We start from the raw sequence: 22,281 nt of genomic DNA, 5'->3' as shown, positions 1-22,281 counted from the left end.
GCCTTGCGTGGCTATCATCGCATTCCGCTCACGGCCACGCCCCATGCTCTATCAGATTCCCTCGTTCCTTCTCGACGTGATCGTCGGCCTCCTCGGCGGCGCATGTCTGCTGCGGCTCTACATGCAGTACCACCGGGTGCCGTTCGGCAATCCGCTCGGGCGCTTCGTGTTCGCCATCACCGACTGGATCGTGCTGCCGCTGCGGCGCATCGTGCCCGCGGTGAAGCGCTGGGACCTGGCAAGCCTGATCGCGGCCTGGCTGCTGGTGATGCTGAAGTTCCTGCTGCTGTGGCTGCTGGTGGGCAACCTGGGGCGCATCGCGACCTTGCCGCTGGTGTCGCTGGTCGGGCTGATGCAATTGGCGGTGTCCGGCCTGACCGCGCTGCTGGTGGTCTACGCGGTGCTGTCTTGGATTCCGAACGCCTCGCCGATGCTGCTCGACCTGATCTCGCGCCTGGCCGAGCCACTGGTGCGGCCGTTTCGCCGCTTCATTCCGCTGATCGGCGGGGTCGATCTGTCGCCGCTGGCCGCCATCGTCGTGCTGCAGGTGATCGCGATCGTGCTGGGCAACCTGCTGGTGTTTGCCTATCAACTGACTTTCTGAACTTCTGAATTCCCCAAGAAAAAGGGCCCGGGTGCGATGCACCCGGGCCCTTTTGCTTTTGACCTGTCTCGTTCAGCTGACCGCGTCGGCCGGCTGGCGCAGCAGCATGGCCAGCGTGCTGGCGATGGTCTTGCGCAGTTCGCGGCGGTCGCTGATGAAGTCGATGGCGCCCTTGGTCTGCAGGAACTCGGCACGCTGGAAGCCTTCGGGCAGCGTCACGCGCACGGTCGATTCGATCACGCGCGGGCCGGCAAAGCCGATCAGCGCCTTGGGCTCGGCGATCACCACGTCGCCCACGAAGGCGAAGCCTGCCGACACGCCACCCATGGTCGGGTCGGTCAGCACGCTGATGTAGGGCAGGCCCTTCTTCGCCAGGCGCGTGAGCGCGGCATTGGTCTTGGCCATCTGCATCAGCGAGAGCAGGCCTTCCTGCATGCGCGCGCCGCCGGTGGCGGTGAAGCAGATGAAGGGCACCTTCTGCTCGATGGCGGTCTCGACGCCGCGCACGAAGCGCTCGCCGACCACGCTGCCCATGCTGCCGCCCATGAATTCGAACTCGAAGCAGGCCACGACCACGCTGATGCTGTGGACCGAGCCGCCCATGACGACCAGCGCATCGGTCTCGCCGGTGTTTTCCAGGGCTTCCTTCAGGCGCTCGGGGTACTTGCGGCTGTCCTTGAACTTCAGCGCATCGACCGGCAGCACTTCCTGGCCGACTTCATAGCGGCCCTCGGCGTCGAGGAACGCGTCGAGCCGCGCGCGGGCGCCAATGCGGTGGTGGTGGCTGCAGCTGGGGCAGACGTTCTGGTTGTGCTCGAGGTCGGTCTTGTACAGAACGGTCTCGCAGGCGGGGCATTTGATCCACAGACCCTCGGGCACCTGGCGGCGCTCGGACGGGTCGGTTTGTGCAATCTTGGCGGGTAGCAGTTTTTCAAGCCAGCTCATAAGGGGCTCCTTGTGTTGGCGGTGATTATCGACCAGCCGCGTTCTTGGCCGTGGCGGCAGGCAGTGCATCGAGCGCCTCGCGGATGCCCGCAAGGAATTCGCGCACCGCCGGCACCACCCGCTCGCGGGGCTGGTCTTCGATGAGTTGAATGATCTTGGTGCCGATGATGACCGCATCCGCGGCCGATCCGACCGCCTGCGCGGTGCGCGCGTCGCGGATGCCGAAGCCCACGCCGACCGGGATGCTCAAGTGCTGGCGGATGCGCGGGACCATCTGGCCGACCGCCTCGGTGTCGAGGTGGCCGGCGCCCGTCACGCCCTTGAGCGACACATAGTAGACGTAGCCGCTGGCGATGCGCGCGACCTGCGCCATGCGCTCGTCGGTGCTGGTCGGGGCCAGCAGGAAGATCAGGTCGATGCCGGCCGCCTTCAGCTCGGCGGCGAAGTCTTCGCATTCTTCCGGCGGGTAGTCGACCACCAGCAGGCCGTCGACGCCGGCTGCGACCGCATCGCGGATGAAGGCCTTCTTGCCGTGCACGAGGTCGTAGCGCTCGACGGGGTTGGCATAGCCCATCAGCACCACGGGCGTGGTCGTGTCCTTCTGGCGGAAGGCGGCCACGATGGCGAGCACCTGCTTCATGCCGATGCCCAATGCCAGCGCGGCTTCACCGGCCTTCTGGATCACTGGCCCGTCGGCCATGGGGTCGGAGAAGGGCACACCCAGCTCGATCACGTCGGCGCCGGCCTCGACCATGCCGTGCATCAGCTCGGGCGTGATGTCGGCAAAGGGGAAGCCGGCGGTCACGTAGGGAATCAGGGCGCGGCGGCCGTCTTTTTTCAGCGCGTCGAAGGTGGTGGCAATGCGGCTCATCACTTGCCTCCCTTCACGCTCAGACCGCGCATCGAGGGCCGGTCGTAGAAATCGACACCCGACAGGTCGGCGACGGTGCCGATGTCCTTGTCGCCGCGGCCCGAGAGGTTCACCAGGATCGACTGGTCGGGGCGCATGGTCTTGGCGAGCTTCATTGCATGGGCCAGGGCATGGCTGGATTCGAGCGCGGGGATGATGCCCTCCGTTCGGCACAGGTAGTGGAAGGCTTCGAGCGCTTCGGTGTCGGTGATGCCGACGTATTCGGCACGGCCGATGTCGGCCAGGTACGCGTGCTCTGGGCCCACGCCAGGGTAGTCGAGGCCCGCGCTGATGCTGTGGGTCTCGGTGATCTGGCCGTCTTCGTTCTGCAGCAGGTAGGTGCGGTTGCCGTGCAGCACGCCGGGGCTGCCGCGCAGGATCGACGCCGAGTGCTTGCCGCTGTCGAGCCCTTCGCCAGCCGCTTCGACGCCGATCAGGCGCGTGCCCGCGAACGGAATGTACGGATGGAAGATGCCCATCGCGTTGCTGCCGCCGCCCACGCAGGCGACGACCACATCGGGCTGTTTGCCTTCGGCCTCGCCGGTGATGCCGTCGGCTGCGAGCATGGCCGGCATCTGCTCGATGCACTCGGTGCCGATCACGCTCTGGAAGTCGCGCACCATCGTCGGATAGGGGTGCGGGCCGGCGACGGTACCGATGATGTAGAAGGTGTTTTCCACGTTGGTGACCCAGTCGCGCATTGCCTCGTTGAGCGCGTCCTTCAGCGTCTTGCTGCCGGATTCGACGGGCACCACGGTCGCGCCGAGCAGGTTCATGCGGTAGACGTTGGGGCTCTGGCGCTTCACGTCCTGGCTGCCCATGTAGACCACGCATTCGAGGCCGTAGCGCGCGCAGATGGTGGCGGTTGCCACGCCGTGCTGGCCGGCGCCGGTTTCGGCGATCACGCGGGGCTTGCCCATGCGGCGCGCGAGCATCGCCTGGCCGATCACGTTGTTGATCTTGTGCGCGCCGGTGTGGTTCAGGTCTTCGCGCTTCAGGTAGATCTGCGCGCCACCCATTTCACGGCTGGTGCGCGCAGCGTGGTAGATCGGCGAGGGGCGGCCGACGAAGTGCTTCAGCTCGTAGTGGAATTCGGCGAGAAACGCGGGATCGTCTTTGAACTTCGCATACGCGTCGCGCAGTTCGTTGATCGCGTGGGTGAGCGTTTCGCTCGCGAAGGTGCCGCCGTAGTTGCCGAAGTGGCCGGTGGCGTCGGGTTGCTGGTAGTCCTGGAATTGGCTTTGCATGGTTCTCGATCGGTGAGCCGCAGCCCGACAACGATCGGCTGCGGCGGCTAACTGGAGAAGGACGCGTCGGCAGCCCTGACGGCTGCGACGAATTGCCGGATCTTTCCGGCGTCCTTGAGGCCCTTGTTCCCGGGACCGTCGATTTCGACGCCCGAGCTCACATCAACGGACAGCGTCTTGCAGCGCGTCCGCAGGATGCGAATGCCATCGCTCACGTTTGCAGGTGTGAGCCCACCACTCAAGACGAGGTGAGCGTCGACGGCGGGTGGAAGAAGTGACCAATCGAATGCCTTGCCGCCACCGCCATAACCTTCGACATGAGCGTCGAGCAGGATGGCCTGGGCGTGGGAGTAATCGGACGCGTATTTTACGAGGTCGAAGCCGGCCCCGGCAGCCCCCAGCGGAATGCGGGCCGCGCGCATGTAGCGAAAGCGCCCCGGACCGCTGGCTTCTTCGCATTGTTCGGGCGTTTCCTCGCCGTGGAATTGGGCGATGGCGCCCTTCACACGGGTGAGTGCTGCTATGACTTTGGGAGCATCCTCGTTCACGAACAGCAGCACGGGCGTGATGAACGGGGGCAGGCGCGAAGCCAGTTCGGCGGCGCGTTCGAGCGTCACGGCGCGGGGGCTCTTCGCATAGAGCACGAAGCCGATGGCGTCGGCGCCGGCTTCGATTGCCGCATCCACGTCGGCCTCACGTGTCAGGCCACAGATCTTGATGCGGGTGCGGGGAACGGAAAGCGCGGTCATGGCGGGCCATCATACGGAGCCCCGCCGGCCTGCAGCGTGGCTTCCGCCGGCAGACCCCACTTGGCGTCGTACAGCGGGCCCAGGAAGTACAGGCCGTCCGCGGAGAAGGTGGGCGCCGCCACCTTGCGGCTGCGTGCCTCGAGCACTTCAGAAATCCACTCGGGCCGTTCGTCGCCATGGCCGATGCGCACCAGGCAACCCATCAGGTTGCGGATCATGTGGTGCAGGAAGGCATCGGCCTCGAATTCGAAATGCCAGCGGCAGCGTTCGCCGTCGCCCACGCGCGTGATCTCGATGCGCCGCAGGTCCTTGACCGGCGAGCGTGCCTGGCAGGCCGAGGCGCGAAACGAACTGAAATCGTGCTGTCCGACGAGTAGCGCGGCCGCGGCGCGCATCGCATCGCCGTCGAGGGCATGCATCGACCAGCCGACCCGGCCCGAATCGAGGCTGGGCCGAACCGGCGATTGAGAAAGCACGTAGAGGTAGCGGCGCGCCAGGGCGCTGGCACGGCAATGGAATTCATCGGGCACCGGCTGCGCCCACTGCACCGCGATGTCGTCGGGCAGGAAGCGGTTGGTGCCGCGCATCCAGGAGAAGGGTTCGCGCTCGACGGTGGTGTCGAAGTGCACCACCTGCATCAGCGCGTGCACGCCGGCATCGGTGCGACCGGCGCACAGCGTACCGATGGGCTGCGCGGCGAACTTCGTGAGGGCCGCTTCGAGCTTGTCCTGTACCGTGCGGCCCGAGCGCTGGCTTTGCCAGCCCTCGTACGCTTGGCCGTTGTACCGGATGCCGAGCGCCAGCCTCACGAATTCAGGAAGAACGACAGGAGCGGCAACCGCTCAGCGCAGTTCTGCGAGCAGTTGACGGGCTTGCGACTTGAGGTCGCCAGCGCTTTCGGCTTCGACTTCCTCGACCAGCGAGCGGGCGCCTTCGACGTCGCCGATGGCTTGCAGTTCGCGAGCGAGCGACAGCTTGACGGCGTGCGGGCTCTCATCGCCTTCGTCGTCGGGCGCGGTAGCTGCAGGCCTTGCGGTTTCGGCCGAGCGGGCAGCGGGCAGGCCAGCCAGTGCGCTCATGTCGAATTCGATGAAACCCGAGTCGGCCGGCAGCGCATTGCGCAACGCGGCGGGGCGGGTGTTGTGTTCCGCGTCGCTCAGCGAGCTGGGGAGCGTGTCTGCCGACAGCGCGCCGGGGGCGGTGTCGAAGTCGTTCTCGAGATCGACAGGCGTTGCGGCGTGGCCGTTCGACAGGGGTGGTGCGGGGCGTGCTGTCGTCGGAGCGGGTGCGTAGACCGACTTCGGCAGGCTGGCACCAACCGGTGCGTGCTGGACCGGCGCAGGGGCGGGGGCCGGCGGCGTGGTCAGGTCGAGGTCGAAGTCCAGCGGTGCCACCGAGGGCACGAAGGCGGGCGGTGCAACGGCCGCCGGTGGTGCTGCGGGAGGCGGAACTGCTGCCGGCTTGGCGGCCGAGGCGAGGGCGCCCGCAAAAGCAGCCGCCTCGGCAGCGCTGGCGCCGCCACTGCTGCGGGGAGCGCCCGATTCGTACAGCGGGTTGCCCGGATCGAGATCCTTGCCCATGTCGACCACGCGGGTCCAGTCGGAGCCGAGGCCGCCAGTCAGCTTGTGCACTTCGGTGGCCAGGCCTTCGTAGGCGCGCACGTCGCGGCGCTTGGCGTGGATTTCGAGCAGCTTGAGGTGGATGGCGGTGCGGTCCGGGTTCAGGCGCAGCGCTTCACGCAGGATTTCCTCGGCCTGCAGGTCGCGGCCGTAGGCCAGGTACACGTCGGCTTCGGCCACGGGGTCGACATCGCCCGCGTCGAGTTGGCTCGGCGAGTACGACAGCGACGAAACGGTGGAGTCGCCACGGTGCTTGGTGTCGACCGATTCACCGCCGCTGGCGCCGAAGAACGAATCCTTCGGGATGCGGCTTTCGAGGAACACGCTTTCGCTCATTTCCTCGCGCCGACGGCCCAGCACGCGGTACAGCAGGAAGCCGATCAGCAGCGCGATCAGCGCCGCGCCAGCCAGCATCAGCGGGTTGTCCAGCAGCTCTTCGAGGAAGGTGGGCTCCGGCGGGGGCGGCGGAGCGGGCTTCTTCACGGCTGGCTTCGGTGCAGCGGCGGCCACTGCAGCGCTCGCTGCTGCCGTTGCGGGAGCGGCGCCGGCGTCGGTTGCAGCTGGCGCGGCTGCGACTGCGGCCTCGGCCGTCTGGGCAGGAGCGGCAGCAGCAGGGGCTGCAGCCATTGCCTCGGGTGTGGGCGCGGGGCTCGGTGCTGCTGCGGCGGGAGCGGCCGGTGCGGCTGCCGCAACGGGGGCGGGAGCCGGGACTGGTGCAGCGGCAGGTGCCGGAGCAGGGCTTGTGACCGGGGGAGCGGTCGTGGCACTGGTGGTCGGTGCCGGAACCGGGATGCCCGGCGTCGACGGTGCTGCCGGCGCAGCGGCTGCGGCAGGTGCCGACGAACCGGTGCCCGTTGCAGCCTTGAGCTTGTTCAGCTCGTTGATGTTCTTCGACAACTCCGCAACGCGGTTGTTGTTGTCTTGTGCCTGACGGGTCTGCGCGACCTTTTCGTCGGCGGCGCGGGTGGCCGCGTTGCCTTGCGAGATGGTGAGCTTGTCGGGTGCGCTGGCCGCTGCATTGCGGTCTTCGACGTTGGCTTGCAGCTTGCCCGAGGCCTTGCGGCTCGCGGCTGCCACGTTCGAGGTCGGCGCGTTGTCGGCCAGGCGCTGGCGGTAGGCGCCGAAGTCGCGGCTCTGTGCCGTGACCGTGCGACGGGCTTCGTCCGGCAGAATGGCCGCCGCCTCGGCACCGCTCGGCAGATCGAGCACCGCGCCGGCGCGCATGCGGTTGACATTGCCGCCGACGAATGCATCAGGATTGGAGAGCAGCAGCGCCACCAGCATCTGGTCCAGCGACACGTCGGCTGGCTTGTGGGCGCCGGCGATCTTGCTGGCGGTGTCGCCGCGCTGAACGGTGACCTGTTCGCCGCCACCGCTGCGAATCGCCGGAGCGGCTGCAGTGACGGGGGCGGGGGCTGCCGCGGCCGGCGCAGGTGCGGCTGCTGCGGGTGCAGAGGGGGCTGCCGAAGGCGCAGCCGCCACCACCGGAGGGCGCTCGCGGCGAGCACGGGCTGCCGGGGCAGCACGTTCGGTCGGCGTGGCGATCTGGGGCGAAATGGGCGTGGCCGGTGCGGCCGCCTGGCGCGTGGCCGGCGGATCGAGCAGCACGGTGTAGTCGCGCACGATGCGGCCCGACGAACCGTTGGCCTCGAGCAACAGGTCGATGAACGGATCGTTCAACGGGCGGTTACCGCTCAGGCGCACCACGTATTGGCCGCCGGCGCGGCGCTGAAGCGTCGCCTTGACGTCGCTCAGGGCCGAGTTGTACGGAACGCCCGCGTTCTTGAAGGCTTCGGCCGTGGCAATGTTGATCTTCAGACCGTCCGCCTCGTTGGCGGCGATTTCGGTCACATCGATCTCGGCGCGCAAGGGTTCGCCCAGCGCCGATTGCACCTTCAGCTGACCCAGCGCGAATGCGCTGGCGTCGGTGCTGACGATGCCCAAGGCCACGGCTGCCGCCGCGCCAAGAATGGAAAGGCGCCAGCCATTCGATGGCAGAGGCGGGCGAGCGGCCGATGGGCTGGCCGCAGGCAACAGATGTCTTGTCATGCTGATAGGGGGCGGCTCAGGCCCAGAATTTGTAAGAGGACGTTAGCACCATCACCGGGCACTGACAAGGCAATGCGCTTGTTCTACCCAGTGCGCGCATACTTACGCACACATTGGATGTTGCCGTAAGGCAACAATTCATGTTTCAAAAGGCCCTGAGCAGCCCGCATCAGGCTTCGAGCAGGATACGCAGCATGCGGCGCAGCGGCTCCGCGGCGCCCCACAGCAGTTGGTCGCCGATGGTGAAGGCACCGACATACTCCGGGCCCATCGCCAGCTTGCGGATACGGCCGACCGGGATGTCCATGGTGCCCGTCACGGCCACCGGCGTCAGGTCCTTCAGGGTGGCTTCGCGCGTATTCGGCACGACCTTCGCCCAGGGGTTGTCGGCGGCGATCATCGCTTCGATGTCGGCGACCGGCACGTCCTTCTTGAGCTTGAAGGTCAGGGCCTGGCTGTGGCAGCGCATCGCGCCAATGCGAACGCAGAAACCGTCGACCGGCGTGGCAGCGGTGCTGAAGCCCGGGCCCTGGCCGAGGATCTTGTTGGTCTCGGCGCCGCCCTTCCACTCTTCCTTGGACATGCCGTCGCCCAGGTCCTTATCGATCCAGGGGATCAGCGAGCCGCCCAGCGGCGCACCGAAATTGGCCGTTTCAGCAGCGCTGAGGGTCTGCTGCTTGTGCAGCACCTTGCGGTCGATTTCGAGGATGGCCGACTTCGGGTCGTCCAGCAGGGCGCGCACTTCGGCGTTGATGGTGCCGAACTGGGTCAGCAGCTCGCGCATGTGCTGTGCGCCGCCGCCCGAGGCTGCCTGATAGGTCATGCTGGTCATCCACTCGACCAGGCCGGCCTTGTAGAGGGCGCCCACGCCCATGAGCATGCAGCTCACGGTGCAATTGCCGCCGATCCAGTTCTTGCCGCCCTTGGCGAGCGCGTTCTCGATGACCGGCAGGTTGACCGGGTCGAGCACGATGATCGCGTCGTCCTGCATGCGCAGGGTGGAGGCGGCGTCGATCCAGTGGCCGTTCCAGCCGGCGGCGCGCAGCTTGGGAAACACCTCGCTGGTGTAGTCGCCGCCCTGGCAGGTGATGACGATGTCGCACTTCTTCAGTGCCTCGATGTCGTTCGCATCCTTCAGCGCGGTTTCGTTCTTGGCCATCGCCGGGGCCTTGCCGCCGGCGTTGGAGGTCGAGAAGAAGACCGGCTCGATGAGACCGAAGTCGCCTTCGGCCTGCATGCGGTCCATCAGGACCGAGCCGACCATGCCACGCCAGCCCACGAGGCCGACCAGAGGTTGAGATGCGTTCGCCATTTCAGTTTGCCCTTATGAAAAAAGAAAAATTTGTCTTTTCTTGCCCCCGACTCGTCGAGCCGGGGAGGGGCGTGACGAAGCGGGCTGCGGTTAGCCGGTAATCGTCTTTTTGGTGATTGCTGCAACGACCGCGTCGCCCATTTCGCGGGTGCCGACGCGCTTCGTACCTTCTGACCAGATGTCGCCAGTGCGCAGCCCGGAGGCGAGCACATCCTTGACCGCCGACTCGATACGGTCGGCAGCCTCGGCTTGGTTGAGTGAGAAGCGGAGCATCATGGCAGCGGACAGGATTGTAGCCAAAGGATTGGCAACCCCTTTGCCGGCAATGTCGGGAGCGCTGCCGTGGCTGGGCTCGTACAGGCCCTGGTTGCTCGAATTGAGCGATGCCGAAGGCAGCATGCCGATGGAGCCGGTGAGCATCGCGGCTTCGTCCGAGAGGATGTCGCCGAACATGTTGCCGGTGACCACCACGTCGAACTTCTTGGGCGCCTTCACGAGTTGCATGGCCGCGTTGTCGACCAGCATGTGGTCGAGTTCGACGTCCGGATATTCCTTCGCGATGTCGAGCATCACGTCTTTCCACAGCTGCGAGGTTTCCAGCACGTTGTTCTTGTCGACGCTGGTCACGCGCTTGCTGCGCTTGCGGGCGGCCTCGAAGGCCACGCGGGCGATGCGTTCGATCTCGGGGCGCGAATAGCGCATCGTGTCGAACGCCTCTTCGGCGCCCGGGAAGTGCCCGTCCGTCGCGATGCGGCGGCCGCGCGGCTGGCCGAAATAGATGTCGCCGGTCAGTTCGCGAATGATCAGGATGTCCAGGCCCGCGATCAGCTCGGGCTTCAAGCTCGATGCATCCACCAACTGCTCGTAGCAGATGGCGGGACGGAAGTTCGCGAACAGGCCGAGGTTCTTGCGCAGCCCCAGGATGGCCTGCTCGGGCCGCAGCGGGCGGTCGAGCTTGTCGTATTTCCAGTCGCCGACGGCGCCGAACAGCACCGCGTCGGCTTCCTTCGCCAGCTTGAGCGTCGATTCGGGCAGCGGGTGGCCGTGCGCCTCGTAGGCCGCGCCGCCGACCAGTGCCGACTCCATCTCGAACTTCAGGTCGAGCACGTCGAGCACCTTGACGGCTTCCGCCACGATTTCGGTGCCGATGCCGTCACCCGGGAGAACTGCGATTTTCATAAATTGGTCTGAGGTTTTTTGAAAACGGAAATGCGCGCGATCAGGAAATCATCGTGTGCGCGAGCCACGGCTTCTGCGCCAGGCGCTCGGCCTCGAAGGCCTTGATCTTGTCCTTGTGGCGCAGCGTGAGGCCGATGTCGTCCAGCCCGTTGATCAGGCAGTACTTGCGGAAGGCCTGCACGTCGAACGCGAACTCCTGCCCATCGGGCTTCACGACCACCTGGCGCTCCAGGTCGATGGTCAGCTGGTAGCCCGGAAACGCGAAGGTCTCGTCGAACAACTGGGCCACCTGCGCTTCGGGCAGCACGATCGGCAACAGGCCGTTCTTGAAGCTGTTGTTGAAGAAGATGTCGGCGTAGCTCGGCGCAATGATTGCGCGAAAGCCGTATTGGTCGAGCGCCCACGGTGCGTGCTCGCGCGACGAGCCGCAGCCGAAGTTCCTGCGCGCCAGCAGCACCGAGGCGCCGGCGTAGCGTGGCTGGTTCAGCACGAAGTCGGGGTTCGGCTTGCGGCTGGCCGGGTCCTGGCCCGGAAAGCCGGCGTCGAGGTAGCGCCACTCGTCGAACAGGTTCACGCCAAAGCCGGTCTTCTTGATCGACTTGAGGAACTGCTTCGGAATGATCGCGTCGGTGTCGACGTTCTCGCGGTCCATCGGGGCCACGAGGCCCTTGTGCACGGTGAATTTCTGCATGTGTTGTCTCCAGATCAGGCGAAGGTGCGCACGTCGACGAAGTGGCCGTGCACCGCAGCGGCGGCGGCCATGGCCGGGCTCACGAGGTGGGTGCGGCCGCCGGCGCCCTGGCGGCCTTCGAAGTTGCGGTTGCTGGTGGATGCGCAGCGCTCGCCGGGTTCGAGCCGGTCGGCGTTCATCGCCAGGCACATCGAGCAGCCGGGCTCGCGCCATTCGAAGCCAGCGGCCTTGAAGATCAGGTCGAGCCCTTCGCGCTCGGCCTGTTCCTTCACCACGCCCGAGCCGGGCACGACCATCGCGAGCTTCACGTTCTTCGCAACCTTCTGGCCGAGCTTCTTCACCACGGCCGCGGCTTCGCGCATGTCCTCGATGCGGCTGTTGGTGCAGGAGCCGATGAACACCTTGTCGATGAAGATGTCGTTCATGGCCTTGTTGGGCTCCAGGCCCATGTAGACCAGCGCGCGCTCGATGGCCCCGCGCTTGTTCGCATCTTTTTCCTTGTCGGGATCGGGCACGCGGCCGTTGATGTCGACCACCATTTCGGGCGAGGTGCCCCAGGTCACCTGCGGCTGGATCTGCGTGGCGTCGAGCTCGACCACTGCGTCGAAGGTCGCGCCCGGGTCGGACTGCAGCGTACGCCAGTAGGTCACGGCTTGGTCCCACTCCACGCCGGTAGGGGCGAGCGGACGGCCCTTCACGTAGCTGACGGTCTTCTCGTCGACCGCCACCAGCCCGGCGCGCGCGCCGGCCTCGATGGCCATGTTGCAGACCGTCATGCGGCCTTCCATGCTCAGGTCGCGAATGGCCGAGCCCGCGAATTCGATGGTGTAGCCGGTACCGCCGGCCGTGCCGATCTTGCCGATGATGGCCAGCACGATGTCCTTGGCGGTGCAGCCCAGCGGCAGCTTGCCCTCGACCTTCACGAGCATGTTTTTCGCCTTCTTGCCAAGCAGCGTCTGCGTGGCCATCACGTGCTCGACCTCGCTGGTGCCGATGCCGTGCGCGAGCGCGCCGAACGCGCCGTGCGTGGAGGTGTGCGAGTCGCCGCAGACGACAGTCATGCCCGGAAGCGTCGCGCCCGACTCGGGGCCGATCACGTGCACGATGCCCTGGCGTTTGCTCAGGAACGGGAAGAACGCGGCTGCGCCGAATTCGGCGATGTTGTGGTCGAGCGTGGTGACCTGTTCCTTGCTGGTCGGATCGGCAATGCCTTCGTAGCCGCGCTCCCAGCCCGTGGTGGGCGTGTTGTGGTCGGCGGTGGCCACGACCGAACTGATGCGCCACAGCTTGCGGCCGGCTTCGCGCAGGCCTTCGAAGGCTTGCGGGCTGGTGACTTCATGCACCAGGTGGCGGTCGATGTAGAGGATCGCGGTGCCGTCTTCCTCGGTGTGGACGACGTGTTCGTCCCAGATCTTGTCGTAGAGCGTGCGTGCCATGTCGGTCTCTTGTCTTTCGTGGGGAAATGGATTGTCTGTGTTCGTGGTTCAGGCCGCGAGTTGTTCCGTGCCGTCCGCAGCCGCGTGCAGGTGATTCACCAGCGAGCGCGCAGCCACTGGCAGGGTGGAGAAGTCGCGCGCCACCAGGCGGATCTCGCGCGCCGCCCAGGCGTCGTTGAGCGCTACGCTCACGAGGCCGCGGCCGATGCCGTTCTGCATGAGCTCGAAGGCGCGCTGCGGCATCACGCCGATGCCCAGGCCGTTCTCGATCATCCGGCACATGGCGTCGAGACCCGTCACGTGAATGCGCAGCTTGATGCTGCGGCCGGCGTCGAGCGCGGCCTCGTGCATCGCGACGTAGATCGAGCTGTTGGTGTGCAGGCCGACATGGTCGAAGTCGAGCGAATCGATGAAGTCGATGGCGCCCTGCGCCGCCAGCGCATGCCCCGTAGGCACGATGAGTGCGAGGCGGTCGTGCCGGTAAGAAAGGCTCTGCAACTCGCCCGCGCCGCCGGCCACGTGGCACACGCCGAGGTCGGCCGCGCCTTCCTGCACCGCGCGGATCACCTCGCTGCTCAGGTGTTCTTCAAGGTCGATCTTGATGGCCTCGTGGGCGCGCGTGAACACGCCCAGGTCTTCGGGCAGGAACTGCACGATCGCCGAAATGTTGGCGTGCACCCGCACGTGGCCGCGCACGCCGTCGGCGTATTCGCTGAGCTCACCCTGCATCTTCTCCAGGCTATAGAGCACCGAGCGGGCGTGGTGCAACAGGCTTTCGCCGGCCGGCGTGAGATCGACGCCGCGCGCGTGGCGGTAGAGCAGGGTGGTGCCGAGCGTGGCCTCGAGGTCGGACAGCCGCTTGCTGATGGCCGAGGCCGCGATGAACTCGCGCTCAGCAGCGCGGCCGATGCTGCCCAGTTCGCACACGGCAACGAACAGCTGCAGCGACGTGAGGTCGATGCGGCGGGCGAAGTTGCGTTCGGATGTGCTCATGGGGCTGTGGGGCATCGCGCCTGGCGATGAGGGGGCTATTTTCTCCTTGTTTTTATGCGTCAGGCATCGTGATACGAGATGACCTTGTTGCCGGGAGGCGACGGCAATCGGCAGCTGCGGTGGGCTGCCTTGCGAGCCCGGATCAGTCCGCGGGAACCCCCGCGCTCCAGGCAGGCCAGTTGCCCACGATAGCGTCCACCAGAGGACGGCCTGCGATCAGGAGATTGCCGGTGGCGATGGGGAAGCCGCCCGACTCGACATTCAACGAGGCGTAAGCGGTCTGCCCCTGGTAGGGCCGGTCGAAATTGGACACTGTGCGGAGAACCGCCACGCGCTGCAGGTCGAGCAGCCCCGCGCTGGCGCCTCGCTTCAATGCCTCGTAGGTGGCGTTGTCTTCCTGCTGGGTGGTGCAGTACTTGCCCTGCCCGTCGGTCACGAGTGAAACCCAGCGCGTGGCGGTTTCGCCCAGGAACCTGCCGTGCCAGTAGGTGTCCCCGGCCGCGGTGTCGCATTGCAGGACCGATGGGCGAGCCTTGGCGGTTGGCTGCGAATACCTGGCGCGGTAGGCGCGTGCCTTGTCGTTGTCGGCCAGCGGCGCATTGGCCGAGAGCTTCAGGGCCTTCTGCAGCAGCTTCTCGTTGAGGCGGAAGACCTCGGTCCGGTATTCGAACTTGGGCTTCGAGTCCGGATCCCTGGCGCCGATGCCGAAATAACCTGTGCGCCAGGTCGATGGCATTTCACGCGCATCGATCTCGTGCGCGATGCCGAAGTCGACCAGGAACCGGGCCCAGGTGGCAGAACCGATGGTCGAGACATTCGGGTCGACGCCCGCGATGCCGGCCACCAGGAAATAAGTCTTCGAGAGGTCGAACTTCCCGCTGAACACCAGTGCCGTGATGGAAGCAGCCGCGTTGGTATGGCCCATGCCGGTGGTGACCTGGCACACCGAATCGGCGTTGCACCGGACCAGCGGATCGTCGGTGGACAGGCCCGGCACCTTGATCTCCCGGGTCAGCTTCAGCGGCTCGAACCACACCTGTGCCTCGGGTTTGAACATGCTGATGATGAGAACTTTCACCGCAATCTGTTGCGGCGGCTTTGCGCCGGGAGCATCGGTAGCGCAGCCGAACAGCAGCGTTGTCGCGAAGGCGATGAATGCTGCCCTTGCGCCAAACCATGTCACGCGTTGAAAAACTGACATTCGCCTTCTCCTTCTTGAGCCCAAAGAGATCGCAATTTACAGGCCAAAAAAAAGCTGCCCGAAGGCAGCTTTTCTGATCATCGAGATTCGACGGAAGCTCAGCGAGCCGTGATCGGCTTCACGTCGCGCTTCGGCGAACCTTCGAACAGCTGGCGCGGGCGGCCGATCTTGTACTCGGGGTCGCCGATCATTTCGTTCAGCTGGGCGATCCAGCCGACCGTGCGGGCCAGCGCGAAGATCGCGGTGAACAGCGGCACCGGGATGCCGATGGCGCGCTGCACGATACCCGAGTAGAAGTCGACGTTCGGGTACAGCTTGCGCGACACGAAGTACTCGTCTTCCAGGGCGATCTTCTCGAGTTCCTTGGCGAGCTTGAACAGCGGGTCTTGTTCCAGGCCCAGCTCGGTCAGCACTTCGTTGCAGGTTTCCTGCATCAGCTTGGCGCGCGGGTCGTAGTTCTTGTACACGCGGTGGCCGAAGCCCATCAGCTTGACGTTCGAGTTCTTGTCCTTGACCTTCTTGATGAACTCGCCAATCTTCTCCACGCCACCTTCCTTCTGGATGTCGTAGAGCATGTTCAGCGCCGCTTCGTTGGCGCCGCCGTGGGCAGGGCCCCAGAGGCAGGCCACGCCGGCTGCGATGGCCGCGAAGGGGTTCGTGCCCGACGAGCCGCACAGGCGCACCGTCGAGGTCGAGGCGTTCTGCTCGTGGTCTGCGTGCAGGATGAAGATGCGGTCGAGCGCGCGCTCGAGCACCGGGTTCACCTTGTACTCTTCGCACGGCGTGGCGAACATCATGTGCAGGAAGTTGCCGGCGTAGCTCAGGTCGTTCTTCGGGTACATGTACGGCTGGCCGATCGTGTACTTGTAGGCCATGGCCACGAGCGTGGGCATCTTCGCGATCAGGCGGATCGCGGCGATCTCGCGATGCTCGGGATTGTTGATATCCGTGCTGTCGTGATAGAAGGCCGACAGGGCGCCCACCAGGCCGGTCATGATGGCCATCGGATGCGCGTCGCGGCGGAAGCCGCGCAGGAAGAACTGCATCTGCTCGTTCACCATCGTGTGGTTGGTCACGAGCTTGGTGAAGTTGGCCTTCTTGGCGGTGTCCGGCAGTTCACCGTACAGCAGCAGGTGGCAGGTCTCCATGAAGTCGCAGTTGGTCGCGAGCTGCTCGATGGGGTAGCCGCGATACAGCAGCTCGCCCTTGTCGCCATCGATGTACGTGATGGCCGACTGGCAGGCGGCGGTCGACATGAAGCCCGGGTCGTAGGTGAACATGCCGGTCTGTGCGTACAGCTTGCGGATATCGATCACGTCGGGGCCCACGGTGCCCTTGTAGATCGGCAGTTCGACGCTGTCGCCGCCGTTGCTGAACGACAGCGTGGCCTTGGTATCGGATGCTTTCATTTCGGTTTACTTTCAGAGGTGGATTCAGGACGAAGGAGAGATTGCGGGACGCTGCGCGCCGTCGGTACGCATCAGCTGCAGCAATGCGACCACCTCGGCCCCGGCCCATTCGGGCTCGGGCTCCTTCCTGCGCAGAAGGAGGTCAAGGAGGTCGTTGTCCGACAGGTCCATCAGTGTCTCCATCGCTCCCGCTTGACCCACGGTCATGCGGAATTCGTGCCGCTCGAAGAAGCGGGCGATGAACAGGTCGTTCTCGAGCAGTCCGCGCCGGCAGCGCCATTTGAGCTTGCTCAGAGCACGTTCACTGAGCAGGTCGGCGGAGTCGGCGGCGGGTTGCATGGTGGCTTCTCGAACAAATGGATCAGGGTCAGATGGCGCGGCGCACCATCAATTCCTTGATCTTGCCGATGGCCTTGGTCGGGTTCAGGCTCTTCGGGCACACGTCCACGCAGTTCATGATCGTGTGGCAGCGGAACAGGCGGTACGGGTCTTCCAGGTTGTCCAGGCGCTCGGCGGTGGCTTCGTCGCGGCTGTCGGCGATGAAGCGGTAGGCCTGCAGCAGGCCGGCGGGGCCGACGAACTTGTCGGGGTTCCACCAGAAGCTCGGGCAGCTCGTGGAGCAGCTCGCGCACAGGATGCACTCGTACAGGCCGTTGAGCTCTTCACGCTCTTCGGGCGACTGCAGGCGTTCCTTTTCGGGCGGCACGGTGTCGTTCTGCAGGTACGGCTTGATCGAGTTGTACTGCTTGAAGAACTGCGTCATGTCCACGATCAGGTCGCGGATGACGGGCAGGCCCGGCAGCGGCTTGAGCACGACGGTGCCCTTGAGCGTGTTCATGTTGGTCAGGCAGGCCAGACCGTTCTTGCCGTTGATGTTCATCGCGTCGGAGCCGCAGACGCCTTCGCGGCACGAGCGGCGGAACGACAGCGTAGGGTCTTGCGCCTTGAGCTTCATGAGGGCGTCGAGCAGCATGCGCTCGTGGCCGTCGAGTTCGATCTCGACCGTCTGCATGTAGGGCTTGGCGTCCTTGTCCGGGTCGTAGCGGTAAATCTGGAATGTGCGCTTCATCGTAGTGACCTTGTGAATGCTTTGTATGAGCTGACTGTGAGCCGCGTTCTCTTACTTAGAACGTGCGGACCTTGGGTGGAACCGAGGCCACGGTGAGCGGCTGCAGCTTGACCGGCTTGTACGAGAGGCGGTTGTCCTGGCTGTACCAGAGCGTGTGCTTCATCCAGTTGGCGTCATCGCGGCCGAGCGGTGCGACAGGGTCGTCCGCCGGGCGTTCGTAGTCTTCGACCGTGTGGGCGCCGCGGCATTCGCGGCGGGCGGCGGCCGAGACCATGGTGGCCTGCGCCACTTCGATCAGGTTGTCGACTTCCAGCGCTTCGATGCGGGCGGTGTTGAACACCTTCGACTTGTCCTTCAGGCCGATGGCCTTGACGCGCTCGCGCACGGCGGCGATCTTGGTCACGCCTTCGTCCATCGAGGCCTGCTTGCGGAACACTGCCGCATGTTGCTGCATGACGGCGCGGATCTCGCCGGCCACGTCCTGGGCGTATTCGCCGGTGGTAGTCGACTCGAGGCGGTTCAGGCGCTCCAGCGTGCGGTCGGCCGCATCGTTGGGCAGGGGCTTGTGTTCCTTGAGCTTGTCGTTGAATTCGACGATGTGGTTGCCGGCCGCGCGGCCGAACACCAGCAGGTCGAGCAGCGAGTTCGTGCCCAGGCGGTTGGCGCCGTGCACGCTCACGCAGGAGCATTCGCCGACAGCGTAGAGGCCGTTCACCACGGCGCTGTTTTCTTCGCCCTTCTGGATGACGACCTGGCCATGGATGTTGGTCGGGATGCCGCCCATCTGGTAGTGGATGGTCGGCACGACGGGAATCGGTTCCTTGGTGATGTCGACGTTGGCGAAGTTGACGCCGATTTCGTACACCGAAGGCAGGCGCTTGTGGATGGTTTCGGCGCCCAGGTGGTCGAGCTTGAGCAGCACGTAGTCCTTGTTGGGACCGCAGCCTCGGCCTTCCTTGATTTCCTGGTCCATCGAGCGCGAGACGAAGTCGCGCGGCGCCAGGTCTTTCAGGGTGGGCGCGTAGCGCTCCATGAAGCGTTCGCCGTTGCTGTTCAGCAGGATCGCGCCTTCGCCGCGGCAGCCTTCGGTCAGCAGCACGCCCGCACCGGCCACGCCGGTCGGGTGGAACTGCCAGAACTCCATGTCCTGCAGCGGGATGCCCGAACGGGCCGCCATGCCGAGGCCGTCGCCGGTGTTGATGAAGGCGTTGGTCGAGGCCTGGAAGATGCGGCCTGCGCCGCCGGTGGCCAGCAGCACCGTCTTGGCCTGCAGGATGTGCAGGTCGCCGGTTTCCATTTCGAGTGCGGTCACGCCGACCACGTCGCCTTCGTCGTCACGGATGAGGTCGAGCGCCATCCATTCGACGAAGAACTGGGTGCGGGCTTCGACGTTCTTCTGGTAGAGCGTGTGCAGCATCGCGTGGCCGGTACGGTCGGCCGCGGCGCAGGCGCGCTGCACGGGCTTTTCGCCGTAGTTGGCCGTGTGGCCGCCGAACGGGCGTTGGTAGATCGTGCCGTCGGGGTTGCGGTCGAAGGGCATGCCGAAGTGTTCGAGCTCGTACACGACCTTCGGGGCTTCGCGGCACATGAACTCGATCGCGTCCTGGTCGCCGAGCCAGTCGGAACCCTTGATCGTGTCGTAGAAGTGGTAGTGCCAGTTGTCTTCGCTCATGTTGCCGAGCGATGCACCCACGCCGCCTTGAGCGGCGACGGTGTGCGAACGGGTCGGGAACACCTTGGAGAGCACGGCCACATTGAGGCCGGCACGGGCCAGTTGCAGCGAGGCGCGCATGCCGGAGCCGCCGGCACCGACGATCACGACGTCGAACTTGCGCTTGGTGATTTTTTCTTTTGTGTAGGTCATGGTGGGGTCAGATCTTCCAAAGCACTTGAATGGCCCAACCCGCACAACCGACAAGCCAGACGATGGTGAAAATTTGCAGCACGAGACGGATGCCGACGGGCTGGACGTAGTCCATCCAGACGTCGCGCATACCGACCCACACGTGATAGAGCAGGGCGATGATCACGGAGAACGTCAGCACCTTCATCCACTGCGCGGCGAAGATGCCGGCCCAGAGGTCGTAGCCGATGGGGCCGCGGGTGAAGATCAGTTGCGCGAGCAGCACGATCGTGAAGAGCGCCATCAGGCCGCCCGTGATGCGCTGGCTGAGCCAGTCGCGCAGACCGTAGTGCGCGCCGACGACGATGCGCTTGGAGCCGTAGTTCACAGACATGGTTGGCTCCTTCTCAGTACAGGCCGAACAGCTTGGCGCCGAGCACCACGGTGAGCAGGATGCTCAGTGCCAGCGTGACGACGGCCGATGTGTGGCCGAACTCCTTGGTCACGGCGGCGTGGCTCACGTCCATCCACAGATGCCGCAGGCCGGCGATGAAGTGGTGCAGGTAGGCCCAGATGAGCGCGAGCGCGACCAGCTTGAAGAACCACCCCGGAACGAAACCAAGGCCGCTGTTGAAGGCGGCCTTGAACTTGGCGAACGAATAGTCGGAAGACAGCGAGGTGTCGAACATCCAGATGATGAACGGCAGCAGCAGGAACATCAGCACGCCGCTGACGCGATGCAGGATCGACACGATGCCGGCCGGCGGCAGCCGGTAGGTCGTGAGGTCGGTGAAGGCATTGATGTTGCGGAATTCGCGACGCGGAGGCCGGGGGGGAGTTGCAAGCTCTGTCATTGGGGGGAAGTGCTTTCGTGGCTTTTGTGACTTGTTGGCTTGTTCTGAGAGCGAACGCTTTTGTTTCTTCTGCGGAAATGCAAACAACGCAAAATTCTATTGCAATGCACCATCGGGCAGCGGACACGCACGAGTCGGCGCACCGTTGCAGTCGGATGCTATTGACTTCGTAGCGCAATGCGCAGCTTGTATGCGCACATCCGCGCGGCGGTATTCGGCCTTCGTCTGCATCGGGATCAGCCCAGCTGGTTCCTGTAGTGGTGCGTGTCGGTGCGATAGAGCCCGCGGCGCAGCTCCATCGGCATGTCATGGTAGGTGTGCGCCAGCCGTTCCACGCTCAACAGGGGCATCTGCAGCGTCACATCGAGCAGCGCGGCCTGTTCGGCATCGGGCAGCACGGCGCGAATTTTTTCTTCGGCGCGCACCATGCGCACGCCGAACTCGGTTTCGAACAGCGCGTACATCGGGCCGGGCCACGCGCGCAGCCGTTCGGCGGTGAGCCCCTTGAAGGGCGCGCCGGGCAGCCAGAGGTCTTCGAGGATGGTGGGCACGCCGCCGTAGGCGAGCACGCGCCGCACCTGCAGCACCGCGTCGCCCGTGCGCAGGCCGAGCGCGCGCGCCACGTCGGCCGATGCGCGCAGGCGCTTGCAGTCGACGATGGTGCGCACCGCGGGGCCCTCGGTACTCAGGTCGCCCGCATCGGGCACGAGCTTGAGGAAGCGGTACTGCACATGCTGCTCGGCATGCGTGGCGACGAAGGTGCCTTTGCCCTGTCGGCGCACCACGAGGTTTTCGGCCGAGAGTTCGTCGATGGCCTTGCGCACCGTGCCCTGGCTCACGCGATAGCGCACGGCCAGGTCCATCTCGCTCGGGATGGGTTCGCCAGGCTTCCACTCGCCCGCCTGCAGGCTCTGCAGGATCAATGTCTTGATCTGCTGGTAGAGCGGACTGAAGGACGGCGTCGCGGGCTCGTCGAATGTGGTGGGCGTGTTCATGGCAGCGGTGGGGTGCGCCTTGGCGGACCCCCGGAGGATATCTTATATAAGACATAAGACGAGGCTCATTGAATCGGCTTAAAATGCGGCCGGTCTCGCGCTGCGGGAAGTATTCCCAGCCCGCAGAACCCCTGGCGCCCCACGAGAGCGCCGACACCGTTTCATTACCTTCTGGAGTCTTCCCATGAGCAAAAAGCCCGTCCGCGTTGCCGTCACCGGTGCCGCCGGTCAAATCGGTTACGCCCTGTTGTTCCGTATCGCCTCCGGTGAAATGCTCGGCAAAGACCAGCCGGTCATCCTGCAACTGCTCGAAATCCCCGACGAGAAGGCCCAGAAGGCGCTCAAGGGCGTGATGATGGAACTCGACGACTGCGCCTTCCCGCTACTGGCCGGCATGGAAGCCCACGGCGACCCGATGACCGCCTTCAAGGACGCCGACTACGCGCTGCTCGTCGGTTCGCGTCCCCGCGGTCCCGGCATGGAACGTGCCGAGCTGCTGGCCGTCAACGGCGCCATCTTCACCGCGCAAGGCAAGGCCCTCAACGCCGTCGCCAGCCGCAACGTCAAGGTGCTGGTGGTCGGCAACCCGGCCAACACCAACGCCTACATCGCCATGAAGAGCGCCCCCGACCTGCCGCGCAAGAACTTCACCGCCATGCTGCGCCTGGACCACAACCGTGCTGCCAGCCAGATCGCTGCCAAGACCGGCAAGGCCGTGGCCGACATCGAGAAGCTCACCGTCTGGGGCAACCACTCGCCCACGATGTACGCCGACTACCGCTTCGCCACCATCAACGGCGAAAGCGTCGCCAAGATGATCAACGACCAGGAATGGAACGCCAACACCTTCCTGCCGACCGTCGGCAAGCGCGGCGCGGCCATCATCGAAGCACGCGGCCTGTCGTCGGCTGCCTCGGCTGCCAACGCCGCCATCGACCACATGCGCGACTGGGCCCTGGGCACCAACGGCAAGTGGGTCACCATGGGCATTCCGTCGGACGGCCAGTACGGCATTCCGAAGGACGTGATGTTCGGCTTCCCCGTTACCTGCGAAAACGGTGAATACAAGCTGGTCGAAGGCCTCGAGATCGATGCATTCAGCCAGGAACGCATCAACAAGACCCTGGAAGAACTGGAAGGCGAGCGCGCCGGCGTCGCTCACCTGCTCTAAGCACG

Annotated in this window: 21 protein-coding genes; 2 read left to right on the top strand and 19 right to left on the bottom strand. The window is 65.4% G+C overall.

Annotated elements, in window-relative coordinates:
* Window positions 1–43 precede the first annotated feature (43 nt).
* Window positions 44–604, top strand: a complete 561-nt coding sequence (locus tag NWF24_RS23780) for a YggT family protein (RefSeq protein ID WP_258350692.1) — start codon at window positions 44–46, stop codon at window positions 602–604.
* Window positions 605–676: 72 nt separating this feature from the next.
* On the opposite strand, the gene accD is transcribed toward NWF24_RS23780, so the two are convergent.
* From accD to NWF24_RS23685, 19 genes are all read right to left on the bottom strand, one after another.
* On the bottom strand, window positions 677–1,549 hold the full coding sequence (accD, locus tag NWF24_RS23775; protein WP_012746558.1) for an acetyl-CoA carboxylase, carboxyltransferase subunit beta: 873 nt from the start codon (window positions 1,547–1,549) through the stop codon (window positions 677–679).
* Between the two features lie 25 nt (window positions 1,550–1,574).
* Window positions 1,575–2,420, bottom strand: a complete 846-nt coding sequence (gene trpA, locus NWF24_RS23770) for a tryptophan synthase subunit alpha (RefSeq protein WP_258350690.1) — start codon at window positions 2,418–2,420, stop codon at window positions 1,575–1,577.
* A complete protein-coding gene (gene trpB, locus NWF24_RS23765; protein ID WP_258350689.1) occupies window positions 2,420–3,706 on the bottom strand; it encodes a tryptophan synthase subunit beta in 1,287 nt (428 codons plus the stop codon). Before trpB ends, trpA begins: the two co-directional genes overlap by 1 nt.
* Window positions 3,707–3,753: 47 nt before the next feature.
* Complete coding sequence (locus NWF24_RS23760) at window positions 3,754–4,455, bottom strand: phosphoribosylanthranilate isomerase (RefSeq protein ID WP_258350688.1); 702 nt, start codon at window positions 4,453–4,455, stop codon at window positions 3,754–3,756.
* A complete protein-coding gene (gene truA / locus NWF24_RS23755) occupies window positions 4,452–5,264 on the bottom strand; it encodes a tRNA pseudouridine(38-40) synthase TruA (RefSeq protein WP_258350687.1) in 813 nt (270 codons plus the stop codon). Before truA ends, NWF24_RS23760 begins: the two co-directional genes overlap by 4 nt.
* A 33-nt stretch (window positions 5,265–5,297) precedes the next feature.
* Window positions 5,298–8,123, bottom strand: a complete 2,826-nt coding sequence (locus tag NWF24_RS23750) for a FimV/HubP family polar landmark protein (RefSeq protein ID WP_258350686.1) — start codon at window positions 8,121–8,123, stop codon at window positions 5,298–5,300.
* A gap of 169 nt (window positions 8,124–8,292) precedes the next feature.
* Window positions 8,293–9,435, bottom strand: coding sequence for an aspartate-semialdehyde dehydrogenase (gene asd, locus NWF24_RS23745; protein WP_258350685.1), 1,143 nt, complete (start codon window positions 9,433–9,435; stop codon window positions 8,293–8,295).
* Window positions 9,436–9,525: 90 nt separating this feature from the next.
* A complete protein-coding gene (gene leuB, locus NWF24_RS23740) occupies window positions 9,526–10,614 on the bottom strand; it encodes a 3-isopropylmalate dehydrogenase (RefSeq protein ID WP_093049500.1) in 1,089 nt (362 codons plus the stop codon).
* A 40-nt stretch (window positions 10,615–10,654) separates the two neighbouring features.
* Window positions 10,655–11,305: a 3-isopropylmalate dehydratase small subunit gene (gene leuD, locus NWF24_RS23735; protein ID WP_093075564.1), complete on the bottom strand. Its 651-nt coding sequence runs from the start codon at window positions 11,303–11,305 to the stop codon at window positions 10,655–10,657.
* Between the two features lie 14 nt (window positions 11,306–11,319).
* Complete coding sequence (gene leuC, locus NWF24_RS23730; RefSeq protein WP_258350684.1) at window positions 11,320–12,741, bottom strand: 3-isopropylmalate dehydratase large subunit; 1,422 nt, start codon at window positions 12,739–12,741, stop codon at window positions 11,320–11,322.
* A gap of 48 nt (window positions 12,742–12,789) precedes the next feature.
* Window positions 12,790–13,734, bottom strand: a complete 945-nt coding sequence (locus NWF24_RS23725; RefSeq protein WP_258350683.1) for a LysR substrate-binding domain-containing protein — start codon at window positions 13,732–13,734, stop codon at window positions 12,790–12,792.
* Between the two features lie 142 nt (window positions 13,735–13,876).
* Window positions 13,877–14,935 (bottom strand): purine-nucleoside phosphorylase, encoded by a 1,059-nt coding sequence (locus NWF24_RS23720; RefSeq protein ID WP_258350682.1) that lies wholly within the window; start codon window positions 14,933–14,935, stop codon window positions 13,877–13,879.
* Between the two features lie 98 nt (window positions 14,936–15,033).
* The gene (gltA, locus tag NWF24_RS23715; protein ID WP_093049522.1) at window positions 15,034–16,344 is read right to left on the bottom strand and encodes a citrate synthase; all 1,311 of its coding nucleotides are present in this window, start codon (window positions 16,342–16,344) and stop codon (window positions 15,034–15,036) included.
* A 24-nt stretch (window positions 16,345–16,368) separates the two neighbouring features.
* The gene (locus tag NWF24_RS23710; RefSeq protein WP_258350681.1) at window positions 16,369–16,683 is read right to left on the bottom strand and encodes an FAD assembly factor SdhE; all 315 of its coding nucleotides are present in this window, start codon (window positions 16,681–16,683) and stop codon (window positions 16,369–16,371) included.
* Window positions 16,684–16,711: 28 nt separating this feature from the next.
* Window positions 16,712–17,413, bottom strand: coding sequence for a succinate dehydrogenase iron-sulfur subunit (locus NWF24_RS23705; protein WP_093049529.1), 702 nt, complete (start codon window positions 17,411–17,413; stop codon window positions 16,712–16,714).
* A gap of 55 nt (window positions 17,414–17,468) precedes the next feature.
* A complete protein-coding gene (sdhA, locus tag NWF24_RS23700; RefSeq protein ID WP_258350679.1) occupies window positions 17,469–19,277 on the bottom strand; it encodes a succinate dehydrogenase flavoprotein subunit in 1,809 nt (602 codons plus the stop codon).
* A 7-nt stretch (window positions 19,278–19,284) separates the two neighbouring features.
* Window positions 19,285–19,650: a succinate dehydrogenase, hydrophobic membrane anchor protein gene (sdhD, locus tag NWF24_RS23695; protein ID WP_258350678.1), complete on the bottom strand. Its 366-nt coding sequence runs from the start codon at window positions 19,648–19,650 to the stop codon at window positions 19,285–19,287.
* Window positions 19,651–19,663: 13 nt separating this feature from the next.
* On the bottom strand, window positions 19,664–20,110 hold the full coding sequence (sdhC, locus tag NWF24_RS23690) for a succinate dehydrogenase, cytochrome b556 subunit (RefSeq protein ID WP_093049538.1): 447 nt from the start codon (window positions 20,108–20,110) through the stop codon (window positions 19,664–19,666).
* A gap of 236 nt (window positions 20,111–20,346) precedes the next feature.
* The gene (locus tag NWF24_RS23685) at window positions 20,347–21,105 is read right to left on the bottom strand and encodes a GntR family transcriptional regulator (protein WP_258350677.1); all 759 of its coding nucleotides are present in this window, start codon (window positions 21,103–21,105) and stop codon (window positions 20,347–20,349) included.
* A gap of 184 nt (window positions 21,106–21,289) precedes the next feature.
* Here NWF24_RS23685 and NWF24_RS23680 point away from each other — a divergent pair, with 184 nt between their 5' ends.
* On the top strand, window positions 21,290–22,276 hold the full coding sequence (locus NWF24_RS23680; RefSeq protein ID WP_042578072.1) for a malate dehydrogenase: 987 nt from the start codon (window positions 21,290–21,292) through the stop codon (window positions 22,274–22,276).
* Window positions 22,277–22,281: the final 5 nt, after the last annotated feature.

It is taken from the genome of Variovorax paradoxus, from assembly GCF_024734665.1.
Classification (GTDB): Bacteria; Pseudomonadota; Gammaproteobacteria; order Burkholderiales; family Burkholderiaceae_C; genus Variovorax.
Note: the sequence above shows the minus strand (reverse complement) of the source record. Positions and strands in the feature narration are given on the sequence as shown.

Bases quoted from the DNA above. Each gene is read 5' to 3' on its own strand.
- sdhC (WP_093049538.1), bottom strand. From the start codon at position 20,110: ATGACAGAGCTTGCAACTCCCCCCCGGCCTCCGCGTCGCGAATTCCGC.
- NWF24_RS23720 (WP_258350682.1), bottom strand. From the start codon at position 14,935: ATGTCAGTTTTTCAACGCGTGACATGGTTTGGCGCAAGGGCAGCATTC.
- NWF24_RS23710 (WP_258350681.1), bottom strand. From the start codon at position 16,683: ATGCAACCCGCCGCCGACTCCGCCGACCTGCTCAGTGAACGTGCTCTG.
- sdhD (WP_258350678.1), bottom strand. From the start codon at position 19,650: ATGTCTGTGAACTACGGCTCCAAGCGCATCGTCGTCGGCGCGCACTAC.
- NWF24_RS23680 (WP_042578072.1), top strand. From the start codon at position 21,290: ATGAGCAAAAAGCCCGTCCGCGTTGCCGTCACCGGTGCCGCCGGTCAA.
- gltA (WP_093049522.1), bottom strand. From the start codon at position 16,344: ATGAAAGCATCCGATACCAAGGCCACGCTGTCGTTCAGCAACGGCGGC.
- asd (WP_258350685.1), bottom strand. From the start codon at position 9,435: ATGGCGAACGCATCTCAACCTCTGGTCGGCCTCGTGGGCTGGCGTGGC.
- accD (WP_012746558.1), bottom strand. From the start codon at position 1,549: ATGAGCTGGCTTGAAAAACTGCTACCCGCCAAGATTGCACAAACCGAC.
- NWF24_RS23725 (WP_258350683.1), bottom strand. From the start codon at position 13,734: ATGAGCACATCCGAACGCAACTTCGCCCGCCGCATCGACCTCACGTCG.
- NWF24_RS23760 (WP_258350688.1), bottom strand. From the start codon at position 4,455: ATGACCGCGCTTTCCGTTCCCCGCACCCGCATCAAGATCTGTGGCCTG.
- trpB (WP_258350689.1), bottom strand. From the start codon at position 3,706: ATGCAAAGCCAATTCCAGGACTACCAGCAACCCGACGCCACCGGCCAC.
- NWF24_RS23705 (WP_093049529.1), bottom strand. From the start codon at position 17,413: ATGAAGCGCACATTCCAGATTTACCGCTACGACCCGGACAAGGACGCC.
- NWF24_RS23685 (WP_258350677.1), bottom strand. From the start codon at position 21,105: ATGAACACGCCCACCACATTCGACGAGCCCGCGACGCCGTCCTTCAGT.
- NWF24_RS23780 (WP_258350692.1), top strand. From the start codon at position 44: ATGCTCTATCAGATTCCCTCGTTCCTTCTCGACGTGATCGTCGGCCTC.
- leuC (WP_258350684.1), bottom strand. From the start codon at position 12,741: ATGGCACGCACGCTCTACGACAAGATCTGGGACGAACACGTCGTCCAC.
- leuD (WP_093075564.1), bottom strand. From the start codon at position 11,305: ATGCAGAAATTCACCGTGCACAAGGGCCTCGTGGCCCCGATGGACCGC.
- NWF24_RS23750 (WP_258350686.1), bottom strand. From the start codon at position 8,123: ATGACAAGACATCTGTTGCCTGCGGCCAGCCCATCGGCCGCTCGCCCG.
- sdhA (WP_258350679.1), bottom strand. From the start codon at position 19,277: ATGACCTACACAAAAGAAAAAATCACCAAGCGCAAGTTCGACGTCGTG.
- leuB (WP_093049500.1), bottom strand. From the start codon at position 10,614: ATGAAAATCGCAGTTCTCCCGGGTGACGGCATCGGCACCGAAATCGTG.
- trpA (WP_258350690.1), bottom strand. From the start codon at position 2,420: ATGAGCCGCATTGCCACCACCTTCGACGCGCTGAAAAAAGACGGCCGC.